The following is a 24,132-nucleotide window of genomic DNA, read 5'->3' as shown; positions in this document are numbered from 1 at the left end:
CCCTTAGTTTTTAATCATAAATTGGATATATTGAGGCTTTTACTTTTCAATTAATTAATGATTTTCCGGGCTGAATGCTTTTCACTGTAATAGCAAAAGCTAATTGTTGAAATATGCAATTTCGCTGTTTTTGTAGATTGTGCGAAAATACAGCATTGACCCTATCGTAAACAGGGCTAATTGAATATGTTATACTAAAAAGGATGACCGACTTAGGAGGATATTACATAATGAAAACATTTAAAATGCTTTCCTTTGACATTGTCACAAAAGACGGCATACAACCTTTCCCTTTAGTCGATGGTATTATTATTAATCAGGAAAACAGCCATCAATCTTGGATTCTCGAACTGTTTATGGACCGACAATATCGTTCAACTTTCGATGAACTTTTAACGAATGCTACTATCTTTAATGTACGTGTAGTTATTTCATTTCCAGATAATGAGCCTGCTCCATTCCAGGTTGTCGTACATACAGTTCAAGAAATTGGCGAGCACATCTCTGTTCTTTTAAAAGGGACTTTAAAGACAAAACGCTCAAAATATGCCGAGCAATTACTAGCCGAGTTACTAGCTGAAGGAGTTACTTTAGATAAGCTATTGGACCGCTTCTCACACGATATGAAAGAACGACCAAAATTAAAAAATGATTGAACTTGATTTAACGATGCAAAAAATTGCATCGTTATTTTTTATTGGACAGGTAGAGATTTTAAGGTAAAATACGATGTAAAAATTATAGGAGGTAACTACACTTGAATATCGCTATTAGAGAAAAGCCTTTAAAATTATTGTGGCTTGAGGCTTTAAAGAGACGGTTGTTCGAAGAGGACCCTGATTTTAGCTATTATAATGAGCAATTTCGAAGATTCGATGCTGGCTATGCTGGTGAAAGGAAAGTTGACCGTGAATGGCTTGAATTAGTAATGTCCCTATACTTTTTTAGTGTTACATAATTTAATTCTGATGAACTCTGCACAACATTCACATCAACTCGACACACTTTTCATTTGCAGTAATTTTATGCTAGTTATTGAAATAAAAAATATTAACGGACGTCTTGATTTTGACGATATTACTCATCAATGTATTCGAACGAAGCCAGATGGAACTGTCGAAGGATTTCCCAATGCAATTACTCAAACCCAACGACATATGCAATTTCTTAAAGTTATTTACCAAAACTATTCTCTCCCCATTGAGGGTGCGGTTATCATTTCAAACCCCTCTACTATCATAGCAAGTCATCCAAATACAATTCCGATTTTCCATGTTTCAGGACTTCAAACACATCTTCATTCCCTTTTTGAAAAATATACACAAGCTATTTTAAGTGATGCACAACTAACTCAAATTGCTCAACAATTCCTTAGTAGACATCAGCCATCAAAACTTCCGGCTTCTATTGATTCATCACGATTTCGCAGAGGCGTGCTTTGTCCGAAATGCCAATACAAGTCTCAAATGCATTATTCGCGCGGGATTTGGATATGTTCGTACTGTCAGTATGCGAGCGAAGAAATTTTTGCTGAAGCCTTACAAGATTATCGATACTTAGTTAGACCAACAATAACCAACAAACAGTTACGTGAATTTTTCGATATTCCTTCTAGCGATGCTGCAAATCGTTTACTTAGAAATATTCACTTCACCTTCGCGGGTATTTTTCTTGCCAGCGGGTATTTACTTCCTCTTCGCGGGTATTTCTCTCGCGCACGGGTATTCACTCCCTCTTTGCGGGTATTTCCCTCTTGCCGCGGGTATTCACTCCCTCTTCGCGGGTATTTCCCTCTTGCAGCGGGTATTCACTCCCCCCTTCACAGGTATATTCCCCCTTTCACGCGAATTCGAAATAAAAAAAAAGAGTGTTCCATTGGTTGGAAACACTCTTTTTTATATTATCGTGTAACTTTCTCTTCAACGACCTTTTCTTTAACGACGCCGTTAGCATTTGGAACGTTGTTATAACCATTTGTACCATTTAAATCAGTATTTGTTCCTGGTACTGTTGTAGTTCCTGGTACTGTCGTAGTTCCTGGTGTTGTAGTTCTTGGTGTTGTAGTTCTTGGTGTAGTAGTTCCTGGTGCTGTAGTTCCTGGTGTTGTAGCTTCAGGAAGAACAGTGTTACGGTTAACACCATTTACGTCACGATTGTAGACATCATTTCTTTTAGTCGGCTCTACAACGTCCTCTACACCTCGGCGAACGTCGTGTTTAACATTCTCCACCGGTCTTGTTTCAACAGCCTTGTTTCCCCAGTTACAACCTCCAAGGAATAAAGCAGCAAGAATAATGGCCAAAAATGACATTCTCCACATAGAAAAAAACCTCCTCTCCTCGGTGCTATGTCATCAAATACAACGTGTGCATTTGTGATCCTACATAGATTGCCCGGGAAAGGAGGGAACTATCCGATTTTTGTACAAACTATTTTTGTTTTTCTTTTAACAATTGTTCAATGTATGCTGCTTCTGCTTTACAGTTGTAGCTATAATTTGTATCTAGCTCTTTTTGCAAGGCATCGATTGTTTCAACTTGCTTATCTGTTGGTTCTTCATTTAAAATTTTTGCAATTACTTCATCGATTTTTTGCGCCATCTCTTCATGGAATTCAGTACTCATCAAAACATCTGCTGGGATTTTTTCGATCCATGCGGCATTATCTTGAAAATAAGTTTGCCAGCTAGCAATGAAGTCTTCCATAGAAAAGCGCTCTTCTTTCCAATCAATACTTGCTAAGTATGATTCAAAAGATGTTGAAATCGAACGTGTAATGCTAATTTTAACACCTGAAGACAATTCCTTATACATCTATATAATCCTCCTACGTTTTAAAAACAAAACTAAAATTACATGTATTTCAATTCACAATAACATAACGCCATTGCATTTTTATAAAATGACATTCTTTTCTTTTACTGCATTCATGTCACAAAAGATAAACTATTGAAAGATTAACAGTAAAGACATTATTCGACATAATTATTTTATATCTTTTAGCCTATAATTGCAAATTACGCCTGTTTTGGTTGCTCAGGTCCAATTGCAAATAAAATATCTGCTTCACATACTAGTTCTCCATCGACTGTCGCTACACCATGACCTTTGCCCATTACTCCACGTAGTTTCACGAACTCTACTTCTAATCGAAGTTGATCTCCCGGTACTACTTGGCGCTTGAAACGACAATTATCAATACCTGTTAAGAAAGCTAGACGACCTTTGAATTCATCTGCATTTAATAATGCTACTCCACCAACTTGTGCTAGCGCCTCTACAATTAAAACGCCTGGCATTACTGGGTAGCCTGGGAAGTGCCCATTAAAAAAGTCCTCGTTCATAGAGACATTTTTTAAACCAACTGCACGCTTACCTTCTTCTAATTCAACGATACGATCAACGAATAAAAATGGATAACGATGTGGTAGAATTGCTTGAATTTGCTCTGCTGTTAACATTTCTTTTCCCCCTTAAAATATGTAAACACAAAGTATGGTAAAGAATAAAATTATTCTTTACCATTCATAATATCAAATATATGCTGCCATGTTTCGGGTTTAAAAACATCCATGGCTTTACCTTGTCCAATCACGCTATAGCCAAACATTGCACCTAAAACTGCTGCAACAACAACTAAGATGATAATAAGTACAACGCGTAACCAAATCGGAATCAGCCGTATTTGCACCCATCGAACCTCTTGTTGCTCTCCATTTGAGCCGTGTTCCTTCTCTTCTGGTGGCGTATCGGTTGCTTTTGTTTGCATAGAACCTCGACTTGAATCGTTTGTCATAGATTGTACTCCTCTTCATTCCTAACTAAACAGTAATAACGAATTTACTATCGAATACCATTAATGAGCCCAAGCATTTGGTCTGCTAAAGTTACAGCTCTAGCATTGAATTGATAAGAGCGCTGTGTTTGCATTAAATCCGTCATTTCCTTTGAAAGATTTACATTCGACATTTCTAGCGACCCGCTTTGCATGCCAATTTGCTGACGATTTGCTCCTCGTAATTCAGTGATAACTTCAGCTTGTGTATATCCAAGTTGAGCTAGGTTATTCGGCAATCCAACATAGGAGCCAGAAACTTTCTCCATTAGCTGTGGCTTTTGGAACTCTGTCACTGCTAAATCAGTACGAATAGTATTTCCATTTGAGTCTAATGCCTCTAATACGCCCCCATTACGGACCGCGAAACTTTTCACATTATCCGGTAATGTAATAGCTTGTCCTGTTGAGTTTGCCAATGGATATCCATCTGCAGTTACAACCATTACTGTTCCATTATTTAATGGTGATAAATAAAAGTCACCTTGACGAGTATACACTGTTTTTGTGCCATTTTCACCATTTGGCATCAAAATATTGAAATATTGCTTTGGTTTTGTAAAAGCTAAATCAAGGTCACGATTTGTTGTTTGTAGAGAGCCTTGCTTTTGATTTGATTGGATTTGTCCAAGCATTGCACCTGAACCATAACGAATGCCAACAGGTGATTGTCGAACAGCACGATCTTGCTTGTCATTATTAAATTGCTGATAAAGCATTTCATTAAATGTAGCTTCTTGTGATTTAAAGCCGAGTGTATTGCTATTGGCAATGTTATTACTAATTGTATCAATTTTATTTTGTAATTGCCCCATTGTGTTTGTTGCAGTCATCATTGTACGTAGCATGATTAAACGTCTCCTATTCGCCTATTATACTTTTCCGATTTCATTGGCAGCCTTTTCCATACTGCGATCATAAGCCTGTAACACTTTTTGGTTAGCTTCGAAAGCGCGATAAGCTGTCATTAAATCCGTCATTGTGCGACTAGAATCTACGTTTGAGCCCTCTAGATAATTTTGACGCAGTGTAAAGGATACGCCATTGGCACCGTAAGCTGTAGGTAAGTTCTCACCATTTTCTGTTCGAATTAACCCATTATCCTGTTTACGTAGCATGTTCGGATTCGCTGAAAATGATACTCCAACACGAGCTACTTGCTGATTATTAACATAAATTGCACCGTTCTCATCTAAGCGGAAATCATCATTCGGTAGCTGGATGCGTTGACCTCTGTCTGATAGCACATATAGTCCTTGTGGATTTACTAAATAGCCTTGACCATCTAATGTAAAATTCCCGTTACGTGTGTATGCCTCGCCACCCTCTGGATGTGCTAAACGGAAGAAAATAGATCCAGTAGTGCCATCTTCATTTTGCGGTAAGTTTCCATCGATCAAAGCCATATCTGTCGGGAAATCTGTGCTATAGATTTGGCCTTGTATATAATTTGGCAATGTTTCTTGCATATAAATTCCTGTATTTAATGCACCAACTTGACTCATATATTGAGAGCCTGCTTGCTGATTAGCAGGTGCATTCGTTTTTCCTACACTTGACATAAGCATGTCGGGAAATGACCGAATTGTTGATTGGTCTGCTTTAAACCCTGGTGTATTCGCATTTGATAAATTATTAGTTAGTAATTCTGTTCGTCTTTGTTGTGCAATCATACCAGTTGCAACTGTATAAAACCCTTTAAACAAAGGAATCACCTCATTATATTTTTATAAGGATGCGGGCACTCGATCAATATTTTCAAGCATAATGCCTGTACCAATTGCTACACAATCCATAGGGTGCTCTGCAATGAACACAGGTACCTTTAACTCTTCTATTAATAGCTGGTCCATTCCATGTAGTAATGCACCACCGCCAGTAATAATGACCCCACGATCAATTATATCAGCTGATAACTCTGGTGGCGTTTTTTCTAAAACATTTTTTGCAGATTGGACAATCATAGCAACCGATTCATGTAATGCACGTTCAATCTCCTCAGAGTGAATTTCTATTGTACGTGGTAGACCTGTCACCATGTCACGACCACGAATATCCATTGAATCGTTTCTCGCGCCCTTAAAGACTGTACCAATTGTGATTTTTATTGCTTCTGCAGTACGTTCACCAATTAGCAATTTATATTCTTTTTTAATATATTGTAAAATATCATTATCAAAAACGTCTCCTGCAACCTTAATGGATTCGCTCGTTACAATATCACCCATTGATAGAACTGCTACATCTGTTGTTCCACCGCCAATATCGACTACCATATTACCACTAGGTTGGAATATATCCATGCCTGCACCAATTGCTGCAACTTTTGGTTCTTCTTCTAAGTAAACTTTTTTTCCACCTGATTTTTCTGCAGCTTCGCGAATAGCTTTTTGCTCAACACTAGTAATGTTTGTTGGACAGCAAATTAAAATACGTGGTTTCGCTAAAAATCCTTTTACATCTAATTTATTGATGAAATGTCTTAGCATAGCTTCTGTAACATCAAAATCCGCAATAACGCCATCTCGTAGTGGTCGAATTGCAGTAATATTCCCCGGTGTACGCCCTACCATTTGGCGAGCCTCTTCCCCTACCGCTAATACTTTATTTGTTTTTTTATCAATCGCCACAACAGATGGTTCATTTAAGACGATTCCTTTACCTTTAACGTGTATTAATACGTTCGCAGTTCCTAAGTCAATGCCTATATCTTTAGAAAACATTTTATTATTTCTCCTTCCCGCCAGTTCCAACTACATAACGTTCATTTTTATCTGTTTATCTAGAATATTTTATCATATCCTTTTGGTAATTTCACCTAATTTTAGTGAATAGAACTGCATTCCATTCAATTATATGAACAGTGATTGAAAAGAAGAAATTGTTTAAACATTTTTTTATATGGTTCTTCATCGAAAGTTTAGATGACATTTTTTTAAACATATGTTAGTGAATAAGTTGATCTTTGTTCCTACTGGGCAACTCCTTGGGGATCAGCGATAGAGGAACAGAAATCAACCTTACGTTATGGTGAATGGCCTTTTATTAGGGGTTTTTTTAGAATTCTTAATATGTAGGAAATTAAAAATAAGAATCTAGCTTGTCCTTTGCATTTAAAAAAGAACGAATCAATCTTGACTCGCTCTTTCTTTCCACTTGTTTTTCGTTGCCTCTCCTCCACGAATATGACGTACGGCCTTATGATAAGCGAGAATTTCCTTCACTTGCTCGGCTAATCCTTCATGTATTGTTGGCAATCTCTCTGTTAAATCTTTATGCACCGTACTTTTTGAAAAACCTGTCATTTTCGCGAGGACACGCACAGTTTCACGCGTCTCAATCAATAACTCACCGAGGCGTATGCAGCGCTTCCGAATGTGCTCGTGCACGTTCTTCGTCCTTTCCACACAATTTCACAAATGGCGTTGGCATCAGATGCACGTCTGCGCATTTCTTCACCTTATGTAAGGACAAAGCTATTCAGAACACGTTTTACATTTTCACGATATATTACTGATTTTTTATGCATTTTTTAGTATTCGTTTCTCCAATTGTAAATTATCATTTACTATATTTGAAATCTACAAATTTTACTATCATACCTCGGCATAATTACGTCCGAAGTCTTTAGTTTTTAGCGCGAAAGCGACACGATGGTGGTCAATCAGGCGCTTTTACAGAATGTGAAGTTCTTAGCCTGAGTTCCTCTATTTCAGCAGTTTTTTGGATACTCGCTGAATAGTGTCTTAAACCAGTAGAAGTCTCCCACCTATAGAGGTGAGAGACTTCTACTGAAATAAATTAAAATGCTAGTAATTTTTTCGGATTAATATATTTCCCGTTTTCTAGTACTTCAAAATGCAAGTTTACGCCAGCGCTTTGGTTCCACTCATTGTCAGTCGCTTTTCCAAGTACTTGACCTTGTGTTACCTCATCGCCTTCCTTGACAGCAATGTCTTTTACAGAGCTGTAATGTGTTTCCTTACCATCTGCATGCTCAATAACAATTTTATTGCCTGTAAATGCATCAAGTTTTACTTGTTTTACTTTACCACTTAAAGCAGCAAGTACTTCGAATTCTTCACCATTCATAGAAAGAGTAATACCGGAAGATGTCGTAAATGTTTGATTAAATACCATTAGTGCTTTTTCACGCGACTCTGCATTAGCCTCTACTTCATAAAACTCTTGTGAAACTTGAATTTTACTAAGATTCGCTTCCTTGAATGGGTACTTCATTGTTTCTGTTCTTGCATTTGTTTCAACTACAGGACCTGAATCTACTTCTGCTACATTTGGTGACGGCGCCTCTTCTACCTTTGATACGAGACTATTGTATCCAAGTAGCAAACCTGCTAGCATTAGAGCGCCACCAGCGTAAACAGCCGGCCAAAACCACGGTTTCTTCTGTAATTGAACTTTTTCATCTTGTTGATTGTGAGAAGTTTTACTATTTTTATCCTCTCTCATTTTCATCACCTCTAGTTGCAGTGTGAACAACTAGAAGTTATTTTAAACATGCATCTATCTTTTTTATCTCAATTTCTTGATAATAATAGTGTAAAATTTCGGCAGCGCTTTTCCCATCACTTGCCATAGCCTCTGCTCCATATTGACTCATTCCTACTCCATGTCCGTATCCTTTTGTGCTCACCTGTACATTTCCAGTAGTGGGGTTATATGAAATTTTAAAATCAGTTGATGGTATTTGCAAAAGTGTTCGAACTTCTCGTCCTGACCACACATTCTTACCTAACTTCATGCGCTCAACACGTCCTGAGTCATTTATAAAGAACTGTACACGGTTGAAATCACTTGCCTGCCATTTAACTGGCCACAGTGCATTCCATTCAGTTAATGTCCATTCTTTCGTCGCTGAAAATTTTGGTGATGATAGATCCGAAATACTCGCAACACTTTGTAGATAAGGTACATCATTGCCACTAAAATCGAAAGCACTTTCTGTTTTCCCATTACTAGTAGAGTGAAACATTGCCGTAATTAATTCATTATTATATAGAAGAACTTGTCCTTTCGTTTCGTTAACAGCCTCGACAATTTTCTTTTCATTCCCCGGGAAATTGCTAGTCCAATTCGCTTTTCTTTGCTCCTTATTGTAAAAAACTTGTCTAGCAACAGTAGGAGCGATAGCTATTTTACCGTAATTTGTCGATTGCAACGCGTATGTCCTTGCTGCAATAGCTTGCGCCTTTAAAGCTTCTTTTTTAAATGACACAGGCATTTCTGCAGCTACCACACCAGTTACATACGTTTCTAAAGGGATTTTCTCCTGTTGTCCCTCCACTTCTATGAATATTTCACAAGCTTGCTCTGTTGTTGCAGGCGAATCCTCTTTAACCGTAAGTCTCTCACCAAATGCCACAGGAAGCATATATAATGCTCCAATCAAACAAATTATGCCTATACTCATTATCCATTTTTTCATAAGGAATAATATGCTGAAACTCTTCAAAATATGTGGATGTTGGCGAAGTAAGCCTCGATATAAAGTTTTTGTGCGAAGTGTAACGACAGCTAGAAATTGTTCCGATAAAAACAAAAATCATTCCGATAAATCTTAGAATCTTTCCGATAAAATATAAAATTGTTCCGATAAATCTCGAAATCGTTCCGTTAAAACAGAACAAATGTCCCAAATCGCTCATATACATCCGACACCAGACAAAAAATCTACAGTTACATTAACAAAGAAAAACCCTCTGCTCTTAAGCAAAGGGTTTAGAAATCTATTTAGTTTGTTGGTAATTCAACAGTTGTTTTCTCTTTAATGATAACTTCCTCAACTGGTACACGTTCAATATTTGCGCCAAGTGCAGCCAATTTGCCATGGAAATCGACGTAACCACGATCTAAGTGATGAAGTTTTGTAACTCTAGTCACACCTTCAGATACAAGACCTGCTAAAATTAGTGCAGCCGCAGCTCGTAAATCAGTCGCCATTACTTCAGCACCCTGAAGGTTTACAGGCCCTTCGATAAACACAGAACGTCCTTCTATTTTAGCACCGGCATTCATGCGACGGAACTCCTCAACATGCATAAAACGATTTTCAAAAACCGTTTCCGTAATAATACTCGTACCTTCAGCAGTTAACATTAAGGCCATCATTTGAGATTGCATATCTGTTGGGAAGCCTGGATGTGGCATTGTTTTAATATCAACAGCTTTTAATGTTTTAGGAGCACGTACACGGATTCCTTCATCTAGCTCAGTAATTTCAACACCCATTTCACGCATCTTCGCAATTAATGCTGTCATATGCTCAGGAACAGCATTTTCGATCGTTACATCCCCTTTTGTAATTGCTGCTGCAACCATAAATGTGCCAGCTTCAATTCGGTCAGGAATAATATGATGTTCTGTTCCATATAATGTATCGACTCCTTCGATACGAATTGTATTCGTACCTGCACCGATAACACGACCACCCATACTATTAATAAAGTTTGCAAGATCAACAATTTCAGGCTCTTTCGCTGCATTTTCAATCACAGTTGTTCCTTGCGCTAAGGCTGCAGCTGTCATAATATTTTCTGTTGCCCCAACGCTAGGGAAATCTAAATACACATTTGCGCCTTTTAAACGTCCTTCTGCCTTCGCCTCTACATATCCATGACCAAAAGAGATTTTTGCTCCCATAGCCTCAAAGCCCTTTAAATGTAACTCAATTGGACGGGAACCGATTGCACAGCCCCCCGGTAAAGCAACACGGGCATAGCCATTTCGAGCAAGTAAGGAACCCATCACTAAAATCGATGCACGCATTTTACTGACAAATTCAAATTGAGCTTCACTAGAAAGTTCTTTTGTTGTATCTATATATACTGTATTGTCCTCTGGTATATATGTAACTGCCGCATTTAGACTTTTCAGTACCTCATTTATTGTAAAGACATCTGCTAAGTTAGGGACTTCTTTAATTACATTTTCTCCTTTAGAAGCAAGTAAAGCCGCTGCTAGGATTGGTAACACCGCATTTTTTGCGCCCTCTACGCGTACTTTCCCCTGTAACTTTTGGCCGCCAGTCACTATTATTTTTTCCACCCTATGTCCCTCCGAATTCAATCTATTAACCTATCAAATTTTTATTTTAAAAAGAAGTATAATGTCATAATCAGTAAACAAACAACTCTATAGTACAACTTTTCTTATGCTCGTTCAAGCATCCAAATCACTATTTTACGGCATTTATCAATATTTTGCTATTTATTTATTGTACGCATGATTTTTTTTTTTGTGAATGACCAATAACATGGAAGAAAAGCGTAAATTTCTAATATATACCCAAAGATATGTGAACAAAAAACAAAATCTAATGGATTTATATCAATTTCGCCTCAGCATAATTGCGTCGCATTCATCTCACCACCTATAGAGATGAGAGACTACAGCATCTAACGCTTCGCTTTCGCTACTATAATAATTGCTGAAAGAAGTTAAACTAAGTTTTACATATTTCAAAGGACCACATAAATTAGTTATAAAGCCCTGTGAAATATGTATATTCAATTACTAACATAAAGATAGTAATAAGGGGCTATTAAAATAAATACGGAAGCTTCCCAGACCAACTTGAAATTTGGAGAAAGAAATTTGAAACGGCTGATCCTATCGCAATACTTAATAAAATATAAATTAACTGGATTTGAAATACTTTATTCTTCTTAAAGACCTTTTCGAGCATAAAAGCTTGTAGCGCATAAAAAGTAATAGCGATAAAAAATATATGCGATAAAATCCCTATTAAAGCTTCTTGCCCTATTGCCTCATACATTTCCATGTTAGTTCCTCCATATTAATCTCTCTAGCAATACGCCCAAATGGTAGCATAATGTTAAAAAACGGACAGATGTTGAATCTGCCCGTTAAAATTTGAATTAGATATTACCCTCATGAACGTTGATACGATTCAACGCACGTTTTAATGCTAGGTCAGCACGTTTGAAATCAATGTTATCTTGTTTACCTTGAAGACGACCTTCAGCACGTTTAACGGCTTCTTTAGCACGTTTAACATCGATGCTTTCAGCAATTTCAGCAGACGGAGCTAAAATTGAGATTTTTTCAGGGCGAACTTCAATGAAACCACCGCTTAAAGCGACAAGTTCAGTTGAACCGTTTTCTTTTTTAAGCTTCACTGCACCAATTGCAAGTGGAGCAACCATAGGAATATGGCCTGCAAGAACACCGATTTCACCTGAAGTTGTTTTAGCGATTACCATTGATACTTCAGAATCGTATACTGGGCCGTCGGGAGTGACAATATTGACTAGAACTGTCTTCATATTTTTTCCTCCTCGTCCCTAGTATTAAACCTCTACGCCCATGCTTTTCGCTTTTTCAACTACTTCATCAATAGATCCAACTAGACGGAAAGCATCTTCTGGTAGGTGATCCCATTTGCCATCAAGGATTTCCTTGAATGAGCGAACAGTTTCTTTAACAGGTACATAAGAACCTTTTTGACCAGTAAATTGTTCCGCAACGTGGAAGTTTTGAGATAAGAAGAATTGAATACGACGAGCACGTTCTACTGTTTGTTTATCTTCATCAGATAATTCATCCATACCTAAGATAGCAATGATATCTTGTAATTCACGGTAACGTTGGATTGTACGTTGTACACCAGTAGCAATTGCGTAGTGCTCAGCGCCTACGATTTCTGGTGATAAAGCACGAGAAGTCGAAGCTAATGGGTCAACCGCAGGGTAGATACCCATTTCTGATAATTTACGCTCAAGGTTAGTAGTTGCATCTAAGTGGGCGAAAGTTGTAGCTGGAGCCGGGTCAGTATAGTCATCGGCTGGTACATAGATCGCTTGAATAGAAGTTACAGAACCTTTGTTAGTAGATGTGATACGTTCTTGTAATTTACCCATTTCAGTTGCAAGTGTTGGTTGGTAACCTACCGCAGAAGGCATACGACCTAATAGGGCAGAAACCTCAGAACCTGCTTGTGTGAAACGGAAGATATTGTCGATGAATAAAAGTACGTCAGCACCTTGCTCATCACGGAAGTATTCTGCCATTGTAAGACCAGTTAAAGCTACACGCATACGTGCACCTGGTGGTTCGTTCATTTGACCGAATACCATCGCTGTTTGCTTGATAACGCCTGAATCACTCATCTCGAAGAATAAGTCGTTCCCTTCACGAGTACGCTCACCTACACCAGCGAATACAGAGATACCTGAGTGCTCTTGTGCGATGTTATTGATTAATTCTTGGATTAATACAGTTTTACCTACACCGGCACCACCGAATAGACCGATTTTACCACCTTTGATATATGGTGCAAGTAAGTCTACAACTTTGATACCTGTTTCAAGAATTTCAACTGAAGTTGAAAGTTCAGCGAAAGCTGGTGCTTCGCGGTGAATTGAATCACGACGAACGTCAGCTGGAATCTCTTCCCCTAAGTCGATTACTTCTCCAAGTACGTTGAATACACGACCTAGAGTAACTTCACCAACTGGTACTGAGATAGCTTTTCCTGAGTCTGTAACTTCTGCTCCACGTTGTAAGCCATCAGTAGATGACATTGCAATTGTACGAACAGAATCATCACCTAAATGAAGAGCAACTTCTAATGCAAGAATTGTTGGTTCTTCATTAGGACGTTCAATCTTAACTGTTAATGAGTTATAGATTGCTGGTAATTGGCCATTGTCAAATTTTACGTCAACAACTGGACCCATTACTTGAATAACATGTCCTTTATTCATTACTGTGTACCCTCCTATCGTATTCTTATACGACATTGGGAAGCTGGCCTATTCTAAGGCTGCAGCTCCACCAACGATTTCTGTAATTTCTTGTGTAATCGCCGCTTGACGCGCACGGTTATATTGCAATGAAAGGTCTGAAATAAGATCAGAAGCGTTATCAGTTGCATTTTTCATAGCCGTCATACGAGAAGCATGTTCACTTGCTTTTCCATCTAATAATGCGCCGTAAACTAAGCTTTCCGCGTATTGTGGAAGTAACACTTCAAGAATTGCTTCACCAGATGGCTCAAATTCGTAAGAAGCATTACTGCTAGCAGGTGCAAGATCCGTTAATGGAAGAAGTTTTTTCTCTGTCACTTCGCTAGCAATTGCGCTGACAAAGTGATTGTAGTACATATAAAGTTCATCATACGTACCCTCAGTGAACATACCAACAGCTTTACGAGCGATTTCTTTGATATCAGCAAATGATGGTTGGTCCGGAAGACCGACAACATCGCTGATGACATTATGATCACGTTTCACAAAGTAATCACGAACAACACGACCTACCGCTAAAATAACGTATTCGTCTTTTGATTTATGACGCTCGTCAATTGTACGTTGTACTTGACGTAGGATACTTGAGTTGTAAGCACCTGCAAGACCACGGTCAGAACCAATGACTAAGTAAGCTGTTTTCTTAACAGGACGAGCAGTTAACATTGGATGTCCACTGTCTTTTGTTCCTGAAGCGATCGCGCCTACTACGTCCTGGATTTTTTCCATGTAAGGAACGTACGCTTTAGCGTTTTGCTCTGCACGACGTAACTTTGAAGAAGAAACCATCTGCATCGCTTTCGTAATTTGTTTCGTACTCTTTGTAGAATTAATACGACCTTTTATTTCGCGTAAGTTTACCACTGGTATTTCACCACCTTTTGTTTTTTAATCAAGTGACTAACTCGAACTTATTCTGATTTAGCGAAAGTTTTTTTGAACTCAGTTAAAGCTGCTACGTAATCAGCATCAGGAGCAAGCTCTTTTGTAGTACGAACATGATCTAAAACGTTTGTGTGGTTTGTATCTAACCAGCTTAAGAATTCACCTTCGAAGCGAACGATATCTTGTACTGGAATATCATCTAAGTGACCTTTAGTTAATGCATAAAGGATAGCAACTTGCTTTTCAACTTTAAGTGGTTTGTTAAGGTCTTGTTTAAGAACTTCAACCGTACGTTTACCACGTTCAAGTTTAGCAAGTGTGATTTTATCTAAATCAGAACCGAATTGAGCAAATGATTCAAGTTCACGGAATGCAGCTAAGTCAAGACGTAGTGTACCCGCAACTTTTTTCATCGCTTTAATTTGAGCAGATCCACCTACACGTGATACAGAAAGACCGGCGTTAATCGCTGGACGTACACCTGAGTTGAATAAGTCAGATTGTAAGAAAATTTGTCCATCAGTGATTGAGATTACGTTAGTTGGGATGTATGCAGAGATATCCCCAGCTTGTGTCTCAACGAATGGAAGAGCTGTAATAGAACCATTTTGGTATGTTTCATTTAACTTCGCAGCGCGTTCAAGTAAGCGGCTGTGTAAGTAGAAAACGTCACCAGGGTAAGCTTCACGACCTGGAGGACGGCGTAGAAGAAGTGAAAGTTCACGGTAAGCTGATGCTTGTTTAGAAAGATCATCATACACGATTAATACGTGCTTACCTTGTAACATGAATTCTTCTGCCATAGAAACACCAGCAAGTGGTGCTAAGAATAATAATGGAGCTGGTTGAGAAGCAGAAGCTGTCACAACGATTGTGTAATCTAAAGCGCCATTTTTACGAAGAGTTTCTACTACACCACGTACAGTAGATTCTTTTTGACCGATTGCAACATAGATACAGATCATGTTTTGGTCATTTTGGTTAAGAATTGCATCGATTGCTACTGATGTTTTACCAGTTTGACGGTCACCGATGATTAACTCACGTTGACCACGACCGATTGGTACTAGAGCGTCAATCGCTTTGATACCAGTTTGTAGTGGTTCGTGTACTGATTTACGAGCCATTACACCGAAAGCTGGACTTTCGATTGGACGAGATTTTGTTGTGTTGATAGGACCTTGTCCATCCACTGGTTGACCAAGTGGGTTTACAACACGACCAATTAGTTCTTCACCAACTGGTACTTCCATGATACGACCTGTACGACGAACTTCATCGCCTTCTTTGATGTCTGTGTATGGACCTAAGATTACGATACCAACGCTACCTTCTTCTAGGTTTTGAGCCATACCCATAACACCGTTAGAGAACTCTAAAAGCTCTCCAGCCATGACGTTGTCGAGGCCATGAGCAAGTGCGATACCGTCACCAATACGGATAACTGTACCAACTTCGCTTACTTTAAGTTCAGATTCATAATTCTCAATCTGTTGTTTAATCAGACTGCTGATTTCTTCAGCCTTGATGCCCATGTATGTCACCTCTCACATTTCTAAATTATTAACCGATTAATTCACGTTTTAGACGCTCAAGCTTGTTCGCTACTGAGCTATCATAAATATGGTTACCGATTTGAACACGAATCCCACCAAGTAAAGATGGATCGATTTCGTTTGTTATGTTTAATGATTGTTTCCCAACAAGTTTCGCAAACGCTGCCGAAATATTAGCGTTCTCTTCAGCAGAAATTGCACGAGTTGAGAATACTGTAGCATCTGCAATACCTTGTGCTTGTGCAGCAAGTTCAGCATATGCTGTTGCGATTAGCTTCACTTCGTTTACACGTTTTTTCTCAACAAGTAGTTGAACTGTGTGTAAAACTTCTGGAGTTGCACCAGCAAAGATTTCAGCTATCATTTGTTTCTTGCGTTCGATAGAGAACTTAGGAGCATTTAAAAGTGTTAAAAAATCAGGAGATTCATTGACAACCTTTGTTAGTTCGTTTAAGTCTGCTCCAACTTCTGCAAGAATGTTTTTTTGTTGCGCTAATTCAAAAAGCGCTTGAGCGTAACGTTTTGCTACAGTTGAATTACTCATCGAGCTTCCCCTGCCTTCGCAATCGTCTCTTCAATTAGAGCACGGTTGTCTGCCTCAGAAATCTCTTTGCTAAGGACTTTAGATGCTGCAAGTACAGATAATGAAACGACTTCATCACGTACAGCTGCAATAGCTTTTTCTTTTTCAGACTCAATTTCACGTAAAGCCGATTCTTTTAAGCGGTTCGCTTCATTGCGTGCTGCAGTAAGAATTTCTTCTTTTTGCACTTCGCCTTGCTTCTTAGCGCCTTCAACAATCGATTGTGCTTCCGTACGAGCTTCTTTAAGAAGGCTCTTTTGTTCTTCTAAAAATGCATGAGAATCTTTGCGAGCTTTTTCAGCTGCTTCGATTTCACTAGCTACTAATTCTTCACGTTGTTGCATGATGCCCATAAGTGGACCCCAAGCGAACTTTTTAAGTAATAGCATTAACACTATGAAAATGATTAATGTTGCGGCGATATCGCCACCATTGAAACCAGGTCCAGCGTTGCCTAGTACAAGATTATCTAAAAACACGATTGTTTCACTCCCTTCAAGAGCTTTAACTTCAACATAATAATTTTATTACTTGAAAAACTACCTATTTTAAAAAGCTATATTTTCACATAGCTTTTATCAGTTCCAAAATGAAGGGCGAAGTTTCATCTATAGATTCCTGCTTCGCCACTAGAATTCAGTATACAACTGAATTATTTGTTCATTACGATGAATGCGATTACTACTGCGATGATTGGTAGGGCTTCAACTAATGCTACCCCGATGAACATTGTAGTTTGAAGAACGCCACGTGCTTCTGGTTGACGAGCGATACCTTCTACTGTTTTTGAAACGATAAGACCGTTACCGATACCTGCACCAAGTGCACCTAAACCGATTGCGATTGCTGCTGCTAATAAACCTAATGAACCTGTCATTTGAAAATTTCCTCCTTGGAATTGTTTGTTTTTTTTTGGGTTCAAGCATAAGGTGTATGCTTTATATTAATGGTCATCGCTCACTTTATGAGCCATGTAAACCATTGTTAACATTGTGAAGATAAAGGCTTGGATAAAGCCAATGAAAATAGAGAAACCTTGCCATGCCATCATTGGAACAATTGCTCCGATGAATCCAACAGCACCTGATGATGCTAAACCTGCGATTAAGCCTAGTAAAATCTCACCTGCATAAATGTTACCGTAAAGACGAAGACCTAATGTTAAAGTGTTCGCAAATTCTTCAACGATTTTTAGCGGGAACATGAATGACATTGGCTTGAAGAATGTACCAACATAATGGCCTGTACCCTTCATTTTAATACCATAGAAATGTGTTAAGGCTAAAATCATTGCTGCAAGCGTCATTGTAACAGTTGGGTCAGCTGTAGGAGATTTCCACCAAAGTTCGCCATCATAGATGATAGAAAATGGAAGACCTAATAAGTTAGATACAGCGATAAACATAATTAACGTGATACCTAAAATATGGAATCGACCGCCAGTTTTCCAGTCCATGTTGCTTTTGATGATGTTCTTTACGAAATCCATAATCCATTCCATAAAGTTTTGCATACCTGTAGGTTTTAACTTAAGGCTTCTAGTTGAGATAAATGCGATTAAGAAAACGATTACAGCCGCAACTAGTAACATCATTACAGTTGAAAGGTTGAACGTTAGAGTAAACAAACCAAAATCAACTACTTTTAATGGAGCTTCATGATTCATTGTTATTTTTCACCTCTCTTTCTAATTTAAAGCACATTAGTGGTTCCTTACATGTGACACAATTCTCTCGACAAAGAGAAAAACGTACGGAATCATTAGCCCTATGACCGTGCTAATTAAGTGAAAATAGTTTGGCAACGAAATGGCTAAAGCGACTGCCGCTACACCTGATGCAAAGCGAAGCGCTGTACCAAGTGAGCCTACTTTCTTCCCTTCACTAATGGATCGATCAAACTTCTCCATACGGCGAACTAAAATCCAAAAATTATACGTACCAAAAAATGCACCGATTGCGATGCCCGCAAATACCGTTTGATAGGGTGTGAATCCCCAGCCTAATGCACAGAGTGCGAGCAAAAAAAATAACGCTCTCTTCTGCACAGCAAAAATGTGATGCAAATCTAGCATTGGTTTATAATCTCCTGAATCAATTTTTCGAGTAAAGAAACGTTTGCTGACCACTATGTGAAATCAGAAAAGAGCAGTGAAAAACACTACTCACAGCGGAATAGTAACGGGAGAGAGTCATTTTGAAATTACAGGTGTAAATCCCAAAAAAATCTTACACCCCGAAACGCACAAAACGTTGCAAATCGACAGTTATAGTTTGTACTGTCAATTTAGTAGAAACTTGATATAACAAGTGTTTCAACCTCTATTTACGAATAGAAACCCTTATCATTCTTACCCTTTGTAAGCATACAATAGGAGATATTTGAAGTCAATTGGTAAAGGAGAAAAACTTCACAGCCACTGTATTCTTGTCAAATTGTTGACAAATTTGTGTATGAAAACTCATAGCCCAAAAATGAAAGTCCACGTTTGTGCAAAAAAAAGCTAATTTACGACACATTTATGCTCGTAAATTAGCCCACCCATTACAAATGGTAAATTAGACTCATTTTTCAATTTCAAAATGGCGTATTACTTGCTTTTTTGTAAAAATTCTAGAAGAGCCTTCACAATACGTTCAGAAGCATGTCCATCACCATAAGGATTTGATGCTTTTGCCATTGATTCATAGGCATTTGTATCTTCTATTAATTGCTTTGCTAGAGAATAGATTGTTTCTTCTTCAGTTCCCGCTAGCTTTAAAGTCCCTGCTGCAATACCTTCTGGACGTTCTGTTGTATCTCTGAGCACTAGAACTGGTTTACCTAATGAAGGGGCTTCTTCTTGGACGCCACCAGAATCAGTTAAAATCATATAAGAATTAGCCGCAAAGTTATGGAAATCGAAGACTTCAAGAGGTTCAATTAAATGTACACGCTTATGGTCTCCTAAAATTTCATTAGCTATTTCTCGTACAGCTGGATTCATATGAACTGGATAAACAACTTGAACATCCTCATGCTCTGCCAAAATTCTAGTAATCGCTCTAAACATATGACGCATAGGTTCACCTAGATTTTCACGACGATGCGCTGTTAATAAAATCATACGATCTGAACCTATTTTTTCTAAGACAGGATGTGTGTAATGTTCACTTACAGTTGTAGCTAATGCGTCGATAGCTGTGTTACCAGTGACAATAATAGTTTCAGGGTTTTTATTTTCATCTAAAAGATTTTTCTTCGATACTTCCGTTGGTGCGAAATGAAGGTCGGCCATGACACCTGTTAACTGGCGGTTCATTTCCTCTGGATATGGTGAATACTTATTCCAAGTTCGAAGACCTGCTTCCACATGTCCGATAGCAATTTGGTTATAAAATGCAGCTAGGCTTGCAATGAAAGTCGTTGCTGTATCGCCATGTACTAAAACAATATCTGGTTTTGCTTCTTTCATAACTTTGTCTAAGCCTTGTAATGCATTAGTCGTCACGTCAATTAATGTTTGACGATCCTTCATAATATTTAAATCGTAGTCTGGTGTAATTTTAAATGTTTCTAAAACTTGATCGAGCATTTGGCGATGTTGAGCTGTTACCGTCACAATCGATTCTATTTGCTCAGGATGCTTTTGTAATTCCAATACAAGTGGAGCCATTTTAATAGCCTCTGGTCTCGTACCGAAAATCGTCATTACTTTCCATTTTTTCGTCAAAACGATTTGCACCGTCCTTTATAATATTTGTATGAAAAGTTCTTTACTCCCATTGATCTGCGTCGTATGAAGCAAGTGTCGGACTTCAAGGGAAGTAATTCGCCTAACATACTATGAAACGTCCTTCAATATTGAAGGACGCTCTCAAAAGTTTTAAGTTTCCCAAAAATTACATAATAAATTTTCAGGTAGTGAACCATGTTATTACAGTTGAAAACTGCTCAGTATTATTTCGTACCGAATAGACGGTCGCCTGCATCACCTAAACCAGGGACAATGTAACCATGGTCATTTAATTTTTCATCTAGTGCAGCAATATAAATATCTACATCTGGATGCTGTTCTTGAATCTCTTTTACACCCTCTGGCGCAGCGATTAAGCACATAAATTTAATACTTTTCGCACCACGTTTTTTCAGTGAGTTGATCGCTTCCACTGCTGATCCACCAGTTGCAAGCATTGGGTCTACAATGATGAAATCACGTTCTTCTACATCTGCAGGAAGTTTTGCATAGTATTCTACAGGTTTTAAAGTTTCTGGATCACGATAAAGACCGATATGACCAACTTTTGCAGCTGGAATTAGATTTAATACGCCATCTACCATGCCGATACCTGCACGTAAAATCGGTACAATCGCAATTTTTTTACCAGAAAGTACTTTTGTCTTAGCAACTGTAACAGGTGTCTCAATTTCAATTTCCTCGACTGGCATGTCTCGTGTAATTTCGAATGCCATTAATGTTGCAACTTCGTCTACTAGCTCACGAAATTCTTTTGTTCCTGTATTCTTATCACGAATATAAGTTAACTTGTGTTGGATTAGTGGATGATCAAATACGTATACTTTGCTCAAAGGGATTCGCTCCTAACCGTTCGGATTTCATTTTTATCTCACCTAGTATAACAGAAAAAAGGAGTCGTCTCAAAAATAAATTTGGGACAATTCCTTTTCAAGTGTGTTTACTACATATAATAGCGATTATTCATCAAGTATTGCATCTAACTGTTCTATTTCCATCGGTTTGTAATAGAAATATCCTTGTCCTACTGTACAGCCAAGTGCAAGTAAAATCTCAACCTGTTCTTTTTTTTCAATACCTTCTGCGACCGAAGTCATTCCTAAGTTTAATGCTAATTGAATAATGGAGCGGACAATAGCGAGTGTCGCAGCATCATTAATAGCATTAATAAAGCTTCTATCTATTTTCAATTCAGTAAACGGTAGTCGTTGTAAATAACTTAGTGATGAGAAGCCTGTTCCAAAGTCGTCCACCGAAGTTTTAAAGCCATAGCCCTTTAATTCCTGGATAATAGAAAAAGCTGTCTGAAAATCAACTAGACCAATATTTTCAGTTACTTCTAAAATGATATACCTTGGATCAATATCGTATTTCTGAACGAGCTCCAATGTATCTTGTACAAAATTAGCATAGTAAAAATGATCAGGCGAAATATTTACTGCCACCTTCACTAATTTTTTCCCTAATCTCTTGCGCTCTGCTAACCATGAAAGAACAATCTCTAATATCTGAATATCGATTTCTCGTACCTTTCCCGCACTTTCTGCCACTGGAATAAATACCGCTGGTGACACAAAACCGAGTTTCGGAGAAATCCAACGTGCAAGCGCCTCAATACTTTGGATTTCACCTGTCCGTAAATCAACCTTTGGCTGTAAATTCACCGAGATTTCTTTATTTTTTATTGCTTGTGCCAAATGGTTTAACATTGCCATTTGCTGCTCAAGTACATCGTTTCTTTCTTGCGTAAATATTTCCACATAAGTGCCCGGTTTATTGGCCGCAAAGGATACAGCATTATCTGCAAAGCGAACCGCATCAGCAATTTTTATCTCATCGTTATATAAAGCAATTCCAGTTTTCAGTGTAATATAAATTTGCTTCCCTCCCACAATAAAGGGCTGACGAATAATCTCTTTTAGACGCCTTTCATAATTTAAGAAATCTTCATCGGATATCGTATTTGAAATGATTAAACTAGAACTTGTAAATCTAGCAATATATTCGTTATGCTCATTTTTCTCTTCATTTAGACGTTTGGCAATTTGTCTTAAAAGCTCATCTCCCGCTTCACGACCATATAACTCGACAATTTGATTAAATTCGCTCGGCTTTAAGATTTTGATATTACCATTTTCACCGCATTCTCTCTCTTTTTCTACCTTGTTTAAAAAACTATGTCGATTAGGTAGTCCCGTTGTAATATCGATATAGGCTAAATCCCATATCTTTTGTTGTGTTTTTGCATACGAGTAGGCCAATGCAACAAGTGCACCAATTTTTCGAAACATGTTTTCAAAAAACTTTCGGTCACTTGAATGTTGCCTTAAAAATATCGCAAACAATCCAATTGCTTGATGTTGTTGATTGTATATTGGCACGAACCATCCAAATGGCTTTTTAGATGAATTGGCAAACATTTTATGTTCTATTGGAATATCAATTTCATCCAAGTTCTTAACTAGAATGGATGTCTCGCTTTGCATAACTTTCTTAAAAAATTCATTGTTTTCACAACGCTCTGGTAAACCTTTTATTTTATCGTTCCCTTTAAAAATTTGTAATTGATCTGCCTCCGTTTTGACAAGTACCATACTTGATATATTCGGCATAAAAAATTCATCTAGACCACTGCAAATAATGCTCATCGTTATATCAAAAGAATTATCCTTTTCAATCGCCTCATACATAGCTTTCTCTAAGCGCATTAAAAATTCCTCTGTGTGATAGTACGTAACATCCTTCACAAGTGCTAGTACAAATAATGTTTCATTTTTATTATTTTGAAATGGGAGTGCTTGTATTTCTGCCCAAAAAGGAGGTTTATCGAAGCAACTATGGTGCAATTTTGCTTGTACCATGACTCCGCTATGTATCTTTTGTTTAATCGTTTCAATAGTCGTCATCTGTTCTTCGTTTGACATCAATGAAAAATAATCGCTATTTATTATTTGTGAACGTGTAGAATTCGTAAGCGCACAAAAAGAATCATTACACTCCAATATACAATGATTATTCGTTACATCAAAAATAACGTAGCTTTCTCTAGAATTATCACCTAACCTACGAATTGTATTTAATAGCATTTCATTTTCTACGAACATCATTTTAGTAACCATCCAGCTCCCCCTCCCTCTATCACTTTAATCTCTCTTCATTGTACATAAAAAATTCAAAAAATTGTCACTTTTATAAAAAAATATTCTTTATAAGGACATTACTTGTCCCGATCAACTTTATAATATAGGCTCTTCATCATAATGTGTGGTTGATTTCCGTTCCAACTGAAGGAGTCCGATTAGCCGCTGGGTCCAACAGATGTTTTTTGTGCGAAAGCGTAGTGGCAACAACACTACGTTAGTCGCCCAGCCGGAACGAAGATCAACTTATATAAATGGCATTTGTTTTAAAAATGCTATCCACAACTATTAGCAACGAGCCATAATATATCCTTTTATACTAAGTTTATGTAAATAAATTCAAAAATAAGAGTATTTTGTTTCCATTTTAGAAAAAATAATTACATTATAATCTTATTTTCCAAACAAGAAAGCTTTTCACCATAACGCAGGTTGATTTCGTTCCACTTTGGATACTGTGCGATAGCGAAGCTACAGCAACAACACGGTTTTGTCTGTGCGAAAGCGAAGCGGCAGCAACAACACGGTTTTGTCTGTGCGAAAGCGAAGCGGCAGCAACAACACGGTTTTGTCTGTGCGAAAGCGAAGCGGCAGCAACAACACGGTTTTG

General features: G+C 38.0%; 27 protein-coding genes. 3 read left to right on the top strand and 24 right to left on the bottom strand.

Annotated elements, in window-relative coordinates; genetic code table 11:
* Nucleotides 1–230 precede the first annotated feature (230 nt).
* The 3 genes from ACQKNC_RS17525 (at nucleotide 231) to ACQKNC_RS17515 (ending at nucleotide 1,970) form a co-directional block, all read left to right on the top strand.
* Nucleotides 231–656 carry a YwpF family protein gene (locus ACQKNC_RS17525; protein WP_427426030.1) on the top strand — a complete coding sequence of 142 codons (426 nt, stop codon included), beginning with the start codon at nucleotides 231–233 and terminating at the stop codon, nucleotides 654–656.
* A gap of 101 nt (nucleotides 657–757) precedes the next feature.
* A complete protein-coding gene (locus tag ACQKNC_RS17520) occupies nucleotides 758–958 on the top strand; it encodes a hypothetical protein (RefSeq protein WP_427426029.1) in 201 nt (66 codons plus the stop codon).
* A gap of 10 nt (nucleotides 959–968) precedes the next feature.
* Nucleotides 969–1,970: a nuclease-related domain-containing protein gene (locus tag ACQKNC_RS17515; protein ID WP_427426028.1), complete on the top strand. Its 1,002-nt coding sequence runs from the start codon at nucleotides 969–971 to the stop codon at nucleotides 1,968–1,970.
* Here the strand turns inward: ACQKNC_RS17515 and ACQKNC_RS17510 are convergent.
* From ACQKNC_RS17510 to ACQKNC_RS17395, 24 genes are all read right to left on the bottom strand, one after another.
* Nucleotides 1,901–2,320, bottom strand: coding sequence for a hypothetical protein (locus tag ACQKNC_RS17510; protein WP_427426027.1), 420 nt, complete (start codon nucleotides 2,318–2,320; stop codon nucleotides 1,901–1,903). The genes ACQKNC_RS17515 and ACQKNC_RS17510 overlap by 70 nt on opposite strands.
* Nucleotides 2,321–2,429: 109 nt before the next feature.
* Nucleotides 2,430–2,813, bottom strand: a complete 384-nt coding sequence (locus tag ACQKNC_RS17505) for a hypothetical protein (protein ID WP_427426026.1) — start codon at nucleotides 2,811–2,813, stop codon at nucleotides 2,430–2,432.
* Nucleotides 2,814–3,016: 203 nt separating this feature from the next.
* A complete protein-coding gene (gene fabZ, locus ACQKNC_RS17500) occupies nucleotides 3,017–3,460 on the bottom strand; it encodes a 3-hydroxyacyl-ACP dehydratase FabZ (protein WP_053484429.1) in 444 nt (147 codons plus the stop codon).
* Between the two features lie 50 nt (nucleotides 3,461–3,510).
* Nucleotides 3,511–3,795, bottom strand: coding sequence for a DNA-directed RNA polymerase subunit beta (locus ACQKNC_RS17495; RefSeq protein ID WP_427426025.1), 285 nt, complete (start codon nucleotides 3,793–3,795; stop codon nucleotides 3,511–3,513).
* A 47-nt stretch (nucleotides 3,796–3,842) separates the two neighbouring features.
* Nucleotides 3,843–4,682: a flagellar hook-basal body protein gene (locus tag ACQKNC_RS17490; RefSeq protein WP_427426024.1), complete on the bottom strand. Its 840-nt coding sequence runs from the start codon at nucleotides 4,680–4,682 to the stop codon at nucleotides 3,843–3,845.
* Between the two features lie 24 nt (nucleotides 4,683–4,706).
* Nucleotides 4,707–5,540, bottom strand: a complete 834-nt coding sequence (locus ACQKNC_RS17485) for a flagellar hook-basal body protein (protein ID WP_427426023.1) — start codon at nucleotides 5,538–5,540, stop codon at nucleotides 4,707–4,709.
* A gap of 21 nt (nucleotides 5,541–5,561) precedes the next feature.
* Nucleotides 5,562–6,557 (bottom strand): rod shape-determining protein, encoded by a 996-nt coding sequence (locus ACQKNC_RS17480; RefSeq protein ID WP_068986217.1) that lies wholly within the window; start codon nucleotides 6,555–6,557, stop codon nucleotides 5,562–5,564.
* 405 nt (nucleotides 6,558–6,962) lie between these two features.
* Complete coding sequence (locus tag ACQKNC_RS17475) at nucleotides 6,963–7,223, bottom strand: sporulation transcriptional regulator SpoIIID (protein ID WP_427426022.1); 261 nt, start codon at nucleotides 7,221–7,223, stop codon at nucleotides 6,963–6,965.
* Between the two features lie 412 nt (nucleotides 7,224–7,635).
* Nucleotides 7,636–8,304 carry a peptidoglycan DD-metalloendopeptidase family protein gene (locus ACQKNC_RS17470; RefSeq protein ID WP_427426021.1) on the bottom strand — a complete coding sequence of 223 codons (669 nt, stop codon included), beginning with the start codon at nucleotides 8,302–8,304 and terminating at the stop codon, nucleotides 7,636–7,638.
* A 37-nt stretch (nucleotides 8,305–8,341) separates the two neighbouring features.
* Nucleotides 8,342–9,226, bottom strand: a complete 885-nt coding sequence (gene spoIID, locus ACQKNC_RS17465) for a stage II sporulation protein D (protein ID WP_427426020.1) — start codon at nucleotides 9,224–9,226, stop codon at nucleotides 8,342–8,344.
* Nucleotides 9,227–9,585: 359 nt separating this feature from the next.
* Nucleotides 9,586–10,899 carry a UDP-N-acetylglucosamine 1-carboxyvinyltransferase gene (murA, locus tag ACQKNC_RS17460; RefSeq protein WP_427426019.1) on the bottom strand — a complete coding sequence of 438 codons (1,314 nt, stop codon included), beginning with the start codon at nucleotides 10,897–10,899 and terminating at the stop codon, nucleotides 9,586–9,588.
* Nucleotides 10,900–11,395: 496 nt separating this feature from the next.
* Entirely contained in the window at nucleotides 11,396–11,635 is a 240-nt protein-coding gene (locus ACQKNC_RS17455) for a DUF1146 family protein (protein WP_427426018.1), read from the bottom strand.
* A 97-nt stretch (nucleotides 11,636–11,732) separates the two neighbouring features.
* Nucleotides 11,733–12,140: a F0F1 ATP synthase subunit epsilon gene (locus ACQKNC_RS17450; RefSeq protein WP_268636088.1), complete on the bottom strand. Its 408-nt coding sequence runs from the start codon at nucleotides 12,138–12,140 to the stop codon at nucleotides 11,733–11,735.
* Nucleotides 12,141–12,164: 24 nt separating this feature from the next.
* On the bottom strand, nucleotides 12,165–13,580 hold the full coding sequence (gene atpD, locus ACQKNC_RS17445) for a F0F1 ATP synthase subunit beta (RefSeq protein WP_337991625.1): 1,416 nt from the start codon (nucleotides 13,578–13,580) through the stop codon (nucleotides 12,165–12,167).
* Between the two features lie 48 nt (nucleotides 13,581–13,628).
* Nucleotides 13,629–14,486, bottom strand: a complete 858-nt coding sequence (gene atpG, locus ACQKNC_RS17440; protein WP_427426017.1) for an ATP synthase F1 subunit gamma — start codon at nucleotides 14,484–14,486, stop codon at nucleotides 13,629–13,631.
* Between the two features lie 47 nt (nucleotides 14,487–14,533).
* Entirely contained in the window at nucleotides 14,534–16,042 is a 1,509-nt protein-coding gene (gene atpA / locus ACQKNC_RS17435) for a F0F1 ATP synthase subunit alpha (protein WP_427426016.1), read from the bottom strand.
* A 28-nt stretch (nucleotides 16,043–16,070) separates the two neighbouring features.
* Nucleotides 16,071–16,607, bottom strand: coding sequence for a F0F1 ATP synthase subunit delta (locus tag ACQKNC_RS17430; RefSeq protein WP_427426015.1), 537 nt, complete (start codon nucleotides 16,605–16,607; stop codon nucleotides 16,071–16,073).
* On the bottom strand, nucleotides 16,604–17,125 hold the full coding sequence (gene atpF, locus ACQKNC_RS17425; protein ID WP_427426014.1) for a F0F1 ATP synthase subunit B: 522 nt from the start codon (nucleotides 17,123–17,125) through the stop codon (nucleotides 16,604–16,606). The genes ACQKNC_RS17430 and atpF overlap by 4 nt, the downstream gene beginning before the upstream one ends.
* Before the next feature lie 173 nt (nucleotides 17,126–17,298).
* Nucleotides 17,299–17,523, bottom strand: a complete 225-nt coding sequence (gene atpE, locus ACQKNC_RS17420) for a F0F1 ATP synthase subunit C (protein WP_132360362.1) — start codon at nucleotides 17,521–17,523, stop codon at nucleotides 17,299–17,301.
* Between the two features lie 66 nt (nucleotides 17,524–17,589).
* Nucleotides 17,590–18,312, bottom strand: coding sequence for a F0F1 ATP synthase subunit A (atpB, locus tag ACQKNC_RS17415; RefSeq protein ID WP_134020520.1), 723 nt, complete (start codon nucleotides 18,310–18,312; stop codon nucleotides 17,590–17,592).
* Between the two features lie 36 nt (nucleotides 18,313–18,348).
* A complete protein-coding gene (locus ACQKNC_RS17410; protein ID WP_427426013.1) occupies nucleotides 18,349–18,720 on the bottom strand; it encodes an ATP synthase subunit I in 372 nt (123 codons plus the stop codon).
* A gap of 516 nt (nucleotides 18,721–19,236) precedes the next feature.
* Nucleotides 19,237–20,358, bottom strand: coding sequence for a non-hydrolyzing UDP-N-acetylglucosamine 2-epimerase (gene wecB, locus ACQKNC_RS17405; protein ID WP_427426012.1), 1,122 nt, complete (start codon nucleotides 20,356–20,358; stop codon nucleotides 19,237–19,239).
* Nucleotides 20,359–20,585: 227 nt separating this feature from the next.
* On the bottom strand, nucleotides 20,586–21,215 hold the full coding sequence (gene upp / locus ACQKNC_RS17400; RefSeq protein ID WP_370044630.1) for a uracil phosphoribosyltransferase: 630 nt from the start codon (nucleotides 21,213–21,215) through the stop codon (nucleotides 20,586–20,588).
* 126 nt (nucleotides 21,216–21,341) lie between these two features.
* Nucleotides 21,342–23,501 (bottom strand): EAL domain-containing protein, encoded by a 2,160-nt coding sequence (locus ACQKNC_RS17395; protein WP_427426011.1) that lies wholly within the window; start codon nucleotides 23,499–23,501, stop codon nucleotides 21,342–21,344.
* Nucleotides 23,502–24,132: the final 631 nt, after the last annotated feature.

The sequence above is a fragment of the Lysinibacillus sp. NPDC094177 genome, assembly GCF_050279145.1.
Lineage (GTDB): Bacteria > Bacillota > Bacilli > Bacillales_A > Planococcaceae > Lysinibacillus.
The sequence above is the reverse complement of the archived record's forward strand: the minus strand, read 5'-3'. Positions and strand labels throughout refer to the sequence as shown.